This is a genomic window from Neptunitalea lumnitzerae, from assembly GCF_027924185.1.
GTDB lineage: Bacteria > Bacteroidota > Bacteroidia > Flavobacteriales > Flavobacteriaceae > Neptunitalea > Neptunitalea lumnitzerae.
On sequence record NZ_BRVO01000003.1, the window covers coordinates 166751 to 179912 of the forward strand.

Below are 13162 nucleotides of genomic sequence, written 5' to 3' on the forward strand. Positions count from 1 at the left end.
TTAAAAATTAAGTAAAACATAAAAATCTACCATTTAGGCACTATTGTTCTGGTTACTAATCAACTGTAACTCAAAGCCTGTTTTTATTAATTTAATTATTATTTACGTTATTTTTAATAAATTTAATTTGTAAAAGCCATATATTTATATACTTTGCAATAATTTTATTTTAAACTGTAAAATGAATACGATATCCAGAATTTTTGATATCCCATATTATCAAAAAGCACATTATAACATAAAGGATGCCCTGACGGTAAAACGAAATGGAGATTGGGTTCCTACAAGCACGGAAGAATATATAGACCAAGCTAACAAAATAAGTAGAGCACTTGTAAAGCGTGGCGTGCAGAAAAACGACAAAATAGCTGTGATATCTTCTTCTAACAGAAGTGAATGGCATATTATTGATATAGGTGTATTACAAACAGGTGCACAAAACGTACCTATCTACCCTACAATATCAGAACAAGAATATGAATACATTTTAAATCATTCTGAAGCTAAATATTGTTTTGTATCAGACATAGAAGTTCTTCAAAAATTAAAGAGCATTATTGCTAATACAAAATTAGAGGCTGTTTTTACCCTAGATGAAATTGATAATGAAATCAATTGGTCTGTTTTATTAGACGAAGGAACTGATGATGGTAATCAACCAGAAGTAGAGAGCAGAAAAAAAGCTGTTAAGAGTTCAGACTTAGCTACCATTATATATACATCTGGTACCACAGGTAAACCTAAGGGAGTAATGCTAAGTCATGATAATATTGTTTCTAATGTATTAGCTAGTTATGATAGGGTTCCTTTAAATGCAGGAAATTCTAAAGCATTAAGTTTCTTACCTATTTGCCATATTTTTGAACGTATGGTTGTGTACTTATATCAGTACTATGGTATCTCTATTTACTTTGCAGAGTCCATTGATAAAATGAGTGAGAACATTAAAGAAGTACAACCAGAAGTAATGACGGTAGTACCACGACTTCTTGAAAAGGTATATGACAAAATTTTTGAAAAAGGAAGTGAATTAAAAGGTGTTAAAAAAGCACTTTTCTTTTGGGCACTGGAACTTGGAGAAAAATTTGAACCATATAACAATGCCAACGGAGCTTTTTACAACTTACAACTTAAGTTAGCCAGAAAACTAATTTTTAGCAAATGGCAGGAAGCACTGGGCGGAAAAATTAAAATAATGGTTTCGGGTAGTGCTGCATTACAACCTAGGCTAGCACGCGTTTTTGGCGCTGCGGGTTTACCAGTTATGGAAGGTTATGGATTAACCGAAACATCTCCTGTAATTGCCGTAAATGACCAACGAAACAACGGATGGAAAATTGGTACTGTAGGTAAAATGCTAGCAGGCGTAAAAGTTAAAATAGCCGAAGATGGTGAAATACTTTGCAAAGGACCTAATATTATGATGGGCTATTTTAAAGACCCTGAACTTACTAGTAAGGTTATGACAGAAGGGTATTTTCACACTGGAGATATTGGAGAAATAGATCATAAAGGATTTCTAAAAATTACCGACAGAAAAAAGGAAATGTTTAAAACTTCTGGCGGTAAATATGTAGCTCCTCAAATTATAGAAAATGAGATGAAACAATCTCGTTTTATAGAGCAAATTATGGTAATTGGTGAAGGAGAGAAAATGCCAGCTGCCTTTGTTCAACCAAATTTTGAATTTGTAAAAGAATGGGCAAAAAGACACCATTACGAAATAGGTAATACCTATGAAGAAATTGCAAAAAACGAGCATGTAATACAAAGAATTCACGAAGAGATTATTTGTTTTAACGAACGCTTTGGCAAATGGGAAAGAGTAAAAGCCTTTGAACTAACACCCGATGTATGGAGTATAGATGAAGGGCACCTAACCCCTACTTTAAAATTGAAAAGGCGAATAATTAAAGAAAAATACAAAGAACTGTATAACAAAATATACGGACATTAAATTTAACAATACCACAAACTCCTCAATTTTAGAGGAGTTTTTTTATTTACATCGCTACCAAATACCTTTTTAAATATATAATTCACAAAAAATTTTTCAATTTTATTATGCATGCATAATAAAAATATGTATATTTGGGTATATTCATAAATAGATGAAAAAGGACGATCTCATAGATTATGCATTAAGAGCTACTTGGCAAGCAGTAGCAAGAATGTATAATGAAGAAGCAGGTAAAGTAGACTCTACAATGGCTACAGGTTTTACCTTATTAAGTATAGACAAGGAAAAAGGAACGCCTTCTACTGCACTAGGCCCTAAAATGGGTATGGAAGCAACCAGCCTTTCACGTATTTTAAAAAGTATGGAAGAAAAAGGGCTAATAGAACGAAAAAGGAATCCGGATGATGGAAGAAGTGTACTTATTTGCTTAACCGATTTTGGAAAAGAAAATAGAGACTTTTCTAAAAGTGTAGTAATGAAGTTTAACGATGCAGTGAAAAATCATATTTCAGAAGAAAAACTAGATCATTTTTTTGAAGTAATTCAAACCATCAACAATCTCATTTCTGAAAAGAAAATATATACAGAAACAGAATCCGTAAAAACAATAGATCCAAAATAAAATTAATTCATAATGAAAAGAAGAATCAACAAAGTTGCAGTAATCGGTTCCGGAGTAATGGGAAGCGGTATCGCATGCCACTTTGCAAATATTGGTGCAGAGGTGTTACTTATGGACATCTTACCAAGAGAACTTACAGATAAAGAAAAAGCTAAAGGGCTAACGCTGGAGCACCCTGCTGTTAGAAACAGAATTGCTTCTGAAAACCTTATGGCAGCCTTAAAATCTAAGCCTTCTCCTATTTACAATCAAAAATTTGCTGCTAGAATTACTACTGGTAATTTAGAGGATGACATTGCAAAAATTGCAGAAGTAGACTGGATTATAGAAGTTGTTGTTGAACGTTTAGATATTAAACAAAGTGTATTTGAAAAAATTGAGCAATACCGTAAACCAGGTACTTTAATTACTTCTAATACTTCGGGTATTCCTATTCATTTTATGAATAAAGGTAGATCTGAAGATTTTAGACAACACTTTGCTGTAACACACTTTTTTAATCCGCCACGTTATCTTAAACTTTTTGAGGTAGTTCCAGGTCCGGATTGTAAGCAAGAGGTAGTTGATTTCTTGATGAATTATGGAGAACAGTTTTTAGGCAAAACCTCTGTTTTAGCTAAAGACACACCAGCCTTTATAGGTAACAGAATAGGTATTTTTGGAATCCAAAGTTTATTTCACCAAGTAAAAGAATTAGGCTTAACTGTAGAAGAAGTAGATAAATTAACTGGCCCAGTAATTGGCAGACCAAAATCGGCCACATTTCGTACAGTTGATGTGGTTGGGTTAGATACACTAGTACACGTAGCAAATGGTTTATATGAAAACTGCCCTGAAGATGAGGCGCACGATTTATTTAAACTACCCGATTTTATAGCCACCATGATGGAAAATAAATGGCTAGGAAGTAAAACCGGACAAGGCTTTTACAAAAAAGTAAAAGACGAATCTGGAAAAAGTGAAATATTGGTATTGGATTTAGATACCATGGAATACCGCTCTAAAAAGAAAACAGGATTTGCTACATTAGAATTAACTAAAACGATTGATAAACCTATAGATCGTTTTAAAGTGTTGGTATCTGGTAAAGATAAAGCAGGAGAATTTTACCGTAAAAACTTTGCCGCACTTTTTGCCTATGTACAAAACAGAATTCCTGAAATATCTGATGAGTTATATCGAATTGACGATGCTATGAAAGCCGGCTTTGGTTGGGAGAATGGTCCATTTGAAATTTGGAATGCCATTGGAGTAGAAAAAGGAATAACACTGATGAAAGCTGAAGGTTTACCAATAGCTTCATGGGTTGAAGAAATGGTAGCAAAAGGTATAACCAATTTCTATACAGTAAAAGACGGTGCTACATATTATTATGACATACCTGAAAAATCTCATGTTAAGAAACAAGGACAAGATGCCTTTATTATCCTAGATAATATTAGAAAATCTAAAGAGGTTTGGAAAAACAGCGGAGTGGTTATTGAAGATTTAGGAGATGGAATTTTAAACTGTGAATTCCAATCTAAAATGAATACCCTTGGTGGTGATGTTATTGCAGGGCTAAACAAGGCTGTAGATTTAGCCGAAACACAATTTGAAGGTCTTGTAGTAGGTAACCAAGGAGCCAACTTTTCTGTAGGTGCCAACCTTGCCATGATATTTATGATGGCTATTGAACAAGAGTATGACGAGTTGAACATGGCTATCAAAATGTTTCAAAACACAATGATGCGTATGCGTTACTCTTCTATTCCGGTAATTTCAGCACCACATGGTATGACGTTGGGTGGTGGTTGTGAGCTATCACTACACGCCGATAAAATAGTGGCTGCTGCAGAAACCTACATAGGATTGGTAGAGTTTGGTGTTGGTGTAATTCCTGGTGGTGGTGGTTCTAAGGAAATGGCCCTTAGAGCATCTGATATTTTTAAAAAGAATGATGTTGAGCTAAACGTGTTACAAGAGTACTTCTTAACCATAGGTATGGCAAAAGTATCTACCTCAGCTTATGAAGCTTTTGATTTAGGTATTATGCAACATGGTAAAGATGTGGTGGTAGTTAATAAGGACCGACAATTAGCAGAAGCTAAAAAACATGCAAAACTATTAGCCGATGCAGGATACACTAAACCAATACACCGAAAAGATGTAAAGGTATTAGGTAAACAAGCGTTAGGTATGTTTTTAGTAGGTACCGACTCTATGAAAGCAGGACACTACATTTCTGAGCACGACCAAAAAATTGCAAATAAATTAGCCTATGTTATGGCTGGTGGCGATTTATCTGAACCTACTATGGTATCTGAACAATATTTATTAGATCTTGAAAGAGAGGCCTTTTTATCATTGTGTACAGAGCGCAAAACTTTAGAGCGTATTCAACACATGCTAAAAACAGGAAAACCTTTAAGAAACTAAACGCTTTATCAGCATATTTAATAAATATCAAAAAATTAAAAGACAAAAATGAAAACCGCATATATTGTAAAAGCATATAGAACCGCTGTTGGTAAAGCACCTAAAGGTTTGTTTCGTTTTAAACGACCAGATGAATTAGCTGCAGAAACCATACAGTACATGATGAAAGAACTTCCGGATTTTGACAAAACCCGCATTGATGATGTGATTGTTGGAAATGCCATGCCAGAGGCTGAACAAGGATTAAATATGGGACGTTTAATCTCTTTAATGGGATTAAAAATTGAAGATGTACCAGGGGTTACCGTAAATAGGTATTGTGCCTCTGGATTAGAAACCATTGGTATAGCTACTGCCAAAATACAAACCGGTATGGCCGATTGTATTATTGCTGGTGGTGTAGAAAGTATGAGTTACATACCTATGGGTGGATACAAACCTACTCCCGATTACCAAATTGCTAAAGAAGGTAATGAAGACTACTATTGGGGTATGGGACTTACAGCTGAAGCTGTTGCTAAACAATTTAACGTATCTAGAGCAGACCAAGATGAGTTTGCATTCAACTCCCATCAAAAAGCATTAAACGCTTTAAAAGAAGGTAAATTTAAAGATCAAATAGTACCTATTGATGTAGAACACGTTTACATAGATGCCAATGGAAAAAAGGCTACCAAAACGTATACAGTAGCTACCGATGAAGGCCCTAGAGCAGATACTTCCATTGCTGTTTTAAATAAACTACGTCCAGTATTTGCTGCCGATGGTAGTGTAACCGCAGGGAACTCTTCACAAATGAGTGATGGTGCCGCCTTTGTAATGATTATGAGTGAAGAAATGGTAAAAGAATTAAACGTTGAACCTATTGCCCGTTTAGTATCTTATGCCGCTGCCGGGGTAGAACCTAGAATTATGGGAATTGGACCTGTAAAGGCTATTCCTAAAGCATTAAAACAAGCAGGTATGTCGCAAAATGACATTGACCTTATTGAATTAAATGAGGCATTTGCATCACAATCATTAGCGGTAATTAGAGAGCTAGGGCTTAACCCTGATATTGTAAATGTAAATGGTGGAGCTATAGCACTTGGGCATCCGTTAGGTTGTACAGGAGCAAAACTTTCAGTTCAGTTATTTGATGAAATGAAGAAACGAGGAAACAAATATGGTATGGTTACCATGTGTGTGGGTACCGGGCAAGGTGCTGCAGGTATTTATGAATTACTATAGAATAATCAATTAGAACAAAATAAAAAGTAAGTAATGGAAGCATTAGAAAAAGACATAACCAGAGGTGGACAATTTATTGTTAAAGATACTGCTTGTGAAGATGTATTTACACCTGAAGATTTTACAGAAGAACAGCAAATGATGCGTGATTCTGTAAAAGAATTTGTAGACAAAGAAGTATGGCCACATAAACCCAGATTTGAAAAGAAAGATTATGCATTTACAGAAGAAGTAATGCGCAAAGCAGGTGAAATGGGATTATTGGGTATTGCTGTACCAGAAGAATATGATGGATTAGGAATGGGCTTTGTTACTACCATGCTGGTTTGTGATTATATTTCTGGAGCTACAGGATCGTTAGCTACTGCTTTTGGTGCACATACCGGTATTGGTACGTTACCTATTTTACTTTACGGAACTGAAGAACAAAAGAAAAAATACATTCCTAAACTAGCAACAGGAGAATGGTTTGGCGCTTATTGCTTAACTGAACCAGGAGCTGGGTCTGATGCTAACTCAGGAAAAACAAAAGCAGTGCTTTCTGAAGATGGTACACATTATACCATTAGCGGACAAAAAATGTGGATTTCTAATGCTGGATTTTGTAACCTAATGATTGTATTTGCTCGTATTGAGGACGATAAAAACATAACAGGGTTTATTGTAGAATACGACAAAGATAACACCAATGGAATTACATTAGGAGAAGAAGAACACAAGTTAGGTATACACTCCTCTTCTACCCGTCAGGTATTTTTTAGTGATACAAAAGTACCCGTAGAAAATATGTTGTCTGAAAGAGGAAATGGGTTTAAAATTGCTATGAATGCCCTTAATGTTGGTAGAATTAAATTGGCTGCTGCTTGTTTAGATGCTCAACGTAGAGTTATTACTGAGTCTGTTAAGTATGCAAACGAGCGTATTCAGTTTAAAACTCCTATTGCAAAATTTGGAGCTATCAAAGCTAAATTAGCAGATATGGCTACTAATAATTATGCAGATGAATCTGCTTGTTACCGTGCTGCTAAAGATATTGAAGACCGCATAGAAGATAGAATTGCTAATGGAAATAGCCACCAAGAAGCCGAACTAAAAGGTGTGGAAGAATATGCTATTGAATGTTCTATTCTTAAGGTAGCTGTATCGGAAGATTGCCAAGACTGTACCGATGAAGGTATTCAAATATTTGGTGGTATGGGCTTCTCGGCTGATACACCTATGGAAGCAGCGTGGAGAGATGCTAGAATTTCAAGAATTTATGAAGGTACTAATGAGATTAACCGAATGCTGACCATTGGAATGCTAATGAAAAAAGCCATGAAAGGTCATGTAGATTTATTAGGACCAGCAATGGCTGTGAAAGACGATTTAATGAGTATTCCTTCTTTTGATACCCCAGATTATTCTGAAGTATTATCAGAAGAAAAAGAGTTACTAGGAAAACTTAAAAAAGCCTTTCTAATGATTGCTGGTGCAGCTGCACAAAAATATGGTGTAGAACTAGAAAAACACCAACAACTATTAATGGCTGCTTCTGATATTCTTATAGAGATTTATATGGCAGAATCTACCATATTAAGAACAGAGAAAAATGCAAAACGTTTTGGCGAAGAAGCACAAGCCAACCAAATAGCAATGACTAAATTATATTTGTTTAATGCAGTGGAAAAAATTAATACCAAAGGTAAAGAAGCTATTATTTCCTTTACCGAAGGAGACGAGCAACGCATGATGCTAATGGGATTAAAACGTTTTACAAAATATACCAATATGCCTAATGTAATAGCATTAAAGAATCAAATTGCTGAAAAAATAACAGAAGAAAATAAGTATTGTTTTTAAATTTAATTTTTTTGCCCTAAAAAAAATAGCCTTCCATATGGAAGGCTATTTTTTTATTTTTAATGATATAATTACTTAGCTAAATAAACAGCTCCTTTAAAATGAGCTTCATCCCAAGTTTTGCTAACTCCATCAATTCCTGTATGTAACTCGTAACAAGCTTTTGCCAAAGCCTCTACTGCTGCCATAGCACTAAAGTCTGCTAAATGCACATCTCCTTCAACAGTATACACTCCATTTTCAAAAGAGGTAGTTACCGGCACTTCTTTAGTAACATCATTCATAGTTACTTCTAATACTGTTCCCTCCTCTTTCACATGTAGTGTTCCTTTAAGAGCCGCAGTATTTGCCATGGTACCAAAAAAGATATCTTTTAACTTAGGGTCTCTTATTTCGTTTCCAGAAAATAAACTAGCTACGGTAGCAGTAAAAGTAGCTCCGTCAAACATTTCAGCTGGTTCTTCAGCAGATAAGTCTTCACCTGATACTTCTACATTTTTAAACACCCCAGAAACAGGAGTTTTAGCCGTAGTTTTATATCCTGTCCAAGCTAAGGTTAAAGAGTCTATTTTAGCGGTTTCTTTAATGGCAACTTCTTCCGTTTTACCGGCGTCTTCTGTAGTTTTAGTTTTAGATGCATTATCACAGCTAACAAAAATAGTACTAGCTGCTACTAATGATAAAAGGATTTTTTTCATGACACAATGAAATTTTTTGGTTTTATTTATGTCGGATAAAGGTAATGAATTTAACAGCTCTAGTATTAATTTTAGCTATTTCCTAACATTTGCAAAAATGAAAACACACTTGTTTTAAAAAGCAATCATTTCTTTTACAAATAAAAAAATGCTTTAAACATATCGTTTAAAGCATTTTATATAAATTTTAGTTATTACTAAGTCAGAGCTTGTTTTACTATGTGCTCATCCGTAAAATTATTAGCCAAATCAGCCGCAGTCTCTATCAAAGCCAAATGTGAATAAGCCTGAGGGAAATTACCTAACAAGCGTTTGGTTTTAAAATCAATATCTTCACTAAACAAACCTAAATGGTTACTGTAAGATAATAATCTATCAAACATTTCAATTGCTTTTTTATGCTCACCAATTTTATTCAAGCTATTAATTAACCAGAACGTACAAATTGTAAATGAAGAGGAAGGTAACCCAAAATCATCTTGGTTTTTATAGCGGTACATTAAACCATCATGGCATAATTCTTCTTCTATTGCATGTACTGTTTTAACGTAGCGCTCATCTCTAGCATCTATAATACCATAAGCCTCCATCAACAACACAGACGCATCCATATCTTTAGATCCGTACGATTGTGTAAATGCTTGCTTTTCTTCAGACCAAGCATTTTTAAAAATATCGTTTTTAATTTCTTGCTCTAACGGTTTCCAACGTTCAATGTATCTAGGCTTATTTAAAATTTTAGCTGTTTTTACAGCTCTATCTATAGCTACCCAACATAACATTTTAGAAAATGTAAAATGGCGTTCTTCTGTTCTAAACTCCCAAATACCCTTATCGGCTTCTGTCCAGTGGTCTCTTACTTGCAATACAATACCTTTTGTAATACCCCAAAGCTCTTCACAGTTTTCCATAGTAGTTTCAAACTTTACTATTTGCTGGTGAATAGCATCCATAAGAATACCGTAAATATCATTTTGGCGTTGCATATAGGCGGCATTACCAATACGTACAGGAGCAGAACCTTTATATCCTTTTAAGTGCTCAAGAGTTTCTTCAGTTAAGGTTTTCTCTTTATTAATACCATACATAATCTGAAGCTTCTCATCTTTATCTGGCACCAAATCTATTACATATTGCATAAAACGGCGCGCCATATCTTCATGGCCAAGAGAAGAAACTACCTTTATAGTCATAGAGGCATCACGAATCCAACAGAATCTATAATCCCAATTTCTAACCTCACCAATAGTTTCTGGTAAAGATGTAGTGGCAGCTGCTAAAATAGCACCCGTTTTATCATAGCTTAATAACTTAAGTGTTAATGCACTACGCAAAATTTCTTCTTGATACCTTTTATATTTAGGTGTTTTCTCTATCCAGCTTAACCAGTAAACCTTTGTTTTCTCTAATAAAAATAAAGCCGTATCTACAGTTTGCTCTAATATTTTCTCATTGTAGCTAACCATAAAGAATTCATCTTTCTCTAAAGCTATCTCTTCACTTGCCACCACTTTCTGCTGGTCTGCACTTGTATATAGGTATATAGAATCATACCTATCTTCTTGGTTAATACTAGCTATAAAACCAGGCTTTAATAAAGTTTCAGTTTTTCCTTTAGCATATCGCAGTTTTGCATCATACTTAACACTAAATTTTGGAATACCTGAAATATGCTTTACATATCTAATAATATCTGGGGGAGCATAATAAGAACTTGAACTTACCACATAATATCTAGGCATAAAATCATGCACTTCAAAAACATCGTATCCGCTAGCAAAACGAGTAATTAAAATATTTGTGTTCTTAAAATATGATTGCGTTATGGTATATGTTTCATCTACTATAAACTCAAAACTTCCTCCAATCTCTTCATCTAAAAGTTTTGCAAAAACCGAGGATGAGTCAAACTCGGGTAAACAACACCAATCTATTGATCCTTCTTTAGATACAAGCGCTGCACTCTTACAATTTCCAATAATCCCGTAGTGTAAATTATTCATTAATTATATTTTTTATAACAGTATATAGTTTTAAAATCCTTAAATTAACGAAAAAAATACAAAAACTGATTCCTTTTATGAGTAAAACTATTATTATTTCTAACCGACTACCATTACAAATTAAATTAGAAGATAATGAAATTAATGTTAGTCCTAGTGTAGGTGGATTAGCCACAGGAATGAAATCTGTTCACGAAGAAGGAGATAGTCTCTGGATAGGATGGTCTGGTTTAGCGGAAGAAGATTTAAACGACGAAACCAGAGAAAAAGTTCAAAAAGAAATAGAAAAAAACAAATGTGCAATGGTCCCTTTAACTGAAAATGAAGTGGATCATTTTTATTATGGTTTTAGTAACAAAACCCTTTGGCCTTTGTTTCACTACTTTATGGAATACACCACTTTTGAAAACGAAAATTGGGAGTGCTATAAAGAAGTAAACAAAAAATTTGCCGATGTTGTTTTAGAACATGCTGAAGATGGTGATACCATTTGGGTACACGATTATCAGTTATTACTATTACCAGGGTACATTAAAGAAAAAAAACCTGACACTTCCATTGGATTCTTTCTCCATATTCCCTTTCCTTCTTTTGAGGTGTTTAGAACATTCCCTTGGAGAGAGGAAGTATTAAGAGGTATGCTTGGGTCTGATTTAATTGGTTTCCATACCTACGATTATGAGCGTCACTTCTTAAGTTCTGCAAGAAGACTATTGCATTTAGATACTAATTTCAACGAGATTTCTTATGATGATAGAATTATTAAAATAGACTCGTTCCCTATGGGAATTGATTTTAAGAAATTCTACAATGCTGCTTTAAACCATGAAAATGAAGAATTAGAAAAATCTGATATTCAAAAACGTTTAGATGAGCATTTACATTCATCAGATGATTGTAAACTTATTTTATCTATTGATAGATTAGATTACACCAAAGGAATACCAAATAGAATAAAAGCTTTTGAGTATTTTCTTGAAAAATATCCTGAATACCAACAAAAAGTACGTTTGGTAATGTTGGCTGTACCTTCACGATCTAACGTACCACAATACCAATTATTAAAAAGAGAAACCGATGAATTGGTGGGTAGAATTAACGGTAAATTTTCTACCGTTAGCTGGACACCAATCTGGTATTTCTACCGCTCACTACCGTTTGAAAACTTAATTGATTTATACACCTCTTGTGATGTAGCCATGATTACTCCTGTAAGAGATGGTATGAACTTAGTGGCTAAAGAATATGTTGCTACTAGAGTACACCAAGACGGTGTATTGGTGCTAAGTGAAATGGCAGGTGCTGCTAAAGAAATGAACGAGGCTCTTTTAATAAATCCTAATAACTTTGAAGGTATTGCTCAAACACTTAAGCAAGCCCTAGAAATGCCTAAAGAAGAACAAAAAACAAGAATATCTTTAATGCAAGAACGCTTAGAAAGATACTCTGTTGAAAAATGGGCAGAAGAATTTTTTACTGCATTAAACTCTACAAAGCAAGTTAGAAATACCTTAGTTTCTAAAAAATTAAATAATAATTTAACCACTAAAATTCTAGAGCAATATAGTACAGCTAAAAAGCGATTGGTATTTTTAGATTACGATGGTACCCTAGTTGGTTTTAAAAATAACCCATTAGATGCCTCACCAGATGAAGAGCTTTACAACTTATTAGATACTTTATATGCTCAACCCAATACCGATGTAGTAATAATTAGTGGTAGAGATAAAGAAACCTTTACTAAATGGTATGGTGATAAACCGTATACCATGATTACCGAACATGGAGTTTGGTTGAAAGAAAAAGACAGCGATTGGTCTGCGCTTGAAAACGTTAAAAAAGATTGGATGCCTAAATTACGCCCTATTCTAGAAACGTTTGTAGACAGAACTCCAGGTACTTTTATAGAAGAGAAAAATTTCTCTTTAGCTTGGCACTTTAGAAAAGTAGACCCAGAATTGGCTAACTTAAGATCGGTTGAATTAAAAACTGTACTAAACAGCTTAATAGCCAATCACCATTTAAGTGTTTTAGAGGGTAATAAAGTAATTGAAATTAAAAGTGGTAATGTTAACAAAGGAAGAGCTGCTAGCCGTATGTTAGTAAGAGATGATTACGATTTTGTTTTTGCCATTGGTGATGATTGGACAGATGAATACATGTTTAGAGATTTACCAGAAACAGCAGTAACTGTAAAAGTAGGTTTACAAAAAACAAGTGCTAAGTACTTTGTGCAAAACACTCAAGAGGTTAGAACACTGCTAAAAAAATTCACAGAAGCAGAAATTTTAGAAGTTCAAACAAATTCATAAAAACTACTTTTACACCTATAATAATATCTTAAAGTTTTTGTCAGCTTACTATGTATTTGTAAGTTGACAAAAACTTA

General features: G+C 34.2%; 8 protein-coding genes. 6 read left to right on the forward strand and 2 right to left on the reverse strand.

Features of this window, described 5'->3' with window-relative positions; translation table 11 throughout:
• The first annotated feature begins 181 nt into the window (after nt 1–181).
• The 5 genes from Y10_RS13045 (at nt 182) to Y10_RS13065 (ending at nt 8072) form a co-directional block, all read left to right on the forward strand.
• Nucleotides 182–1957 (forward strand): AMP-dependent synthetase/ligase, encoded by a 1776-nt coding sequence (locus tag Y10_RS13045; RefSeq protein ID WP_281765849.1) that lies wholly within the window; start codon nt 182–184, stop codon nt 1955–1957.
• Between the two features lie 154 nt (nt 1958–2111).
• On the forward strand, nt 2112–2582 hold the full coding sequence (locus Y10_RS13050; RefSeq protein WP_281765850.1) for a MarR family winged helix-turn-helix transcriptional regulator: 471 nt from the start codon (nt 2112–2114) through the stop codon (nt 2580–2582).
• A 12-nt stretch (nt 2583–2594) separates the two neighbouring features.
• Nucleotides 2595–5000, forward strand: coding sequence for a 3-hydroxyacyl-CoA dehydrogenase/enoyl-CoA hydratase family protein (locus Y10_RS13055; protein WP_281765851.1), 2406 nt, complete (start codon nt 2595–2597; stop codon nt 4998–5000).
• A gap of 48 nt (nt 5001–5048) precedes the next feature.
• Complete coding sequence (locus Y10_RS13060; protein ID WP_281765852.1) at nt 5049–6230, forward strand: acetyl-CoA C-acyltransferase; 1182 nt, start codon at nt 5049–5051, stop codon at nt 6228–6230.
• Between the two features lie 33 nt (nt 6231–6263).
• Nucleotides 6264–8072 carry an acyl-CoA dehydrogenase family protein gene (locus Y10_RS13065; protein ID WP_281765853.1) on the forward strand — a complete coding sequence of 603 codons (1809 nt, stop codon included), beginning with the start codon at nt 6264–6266 and terminating at the stop codon, nt 8070–8072.
• A gap of 71 nt (nt 8073–8143) precedes the next feature.
• On the opposite strand, the gene Y10_RS13070 is transcribed toward Y10_RS13065, so the two are convergent.
• Together Y10_RS13070 and Y10_RS13075 are read right to left on the reverse strand one after the other, a co-directional pair.
• Nucleotides 8144–8770: a YceI family protein gene (locus tag Y10_RS13070; RefSeq protein ID WP_281765854.1), complete on the reverse strand. Its 627-nt coding sequence runs from the start codon at nt 8768–8770 to the stop codon at nt 8144–8146.
• 197 nt (nt 8771–8967) lie between these two features.
• The gene (locus Y10_RS13075; protein ID WP_281765855.1) at nt 8968–10773 is read right to left on the reverse strand and encodes a glycoside hydrolase family 15 protein; all 1806 of its coding nucleotides are present in this window, start codon (nt 10771–10773) and stop codon (nt 8968–8970) included.
• A 77-nt stretch (nt 10774–10850) separates the two neighbouring features.
• On the opposite strand from Y10_RS13075, the gene Y10_RS13080 reads away from it, so the two are divergent.
• The gene (locus Y10_RS13080) at nt 10851–13085 is read left to right on the forward strand and encodes a bifunctional alpha,alpha-trehalose-phosphate synthase (UDP-forming)/trehalose-phosphatase (protein WP_281765856.1); all 2235 of its coding nucleotides are present in this window, start codon (nt 10851–10853) and stop codon (nt 13083–13085) included.
• Nucleotides 13086–13162: the final 77 nt, after the last annotated feature.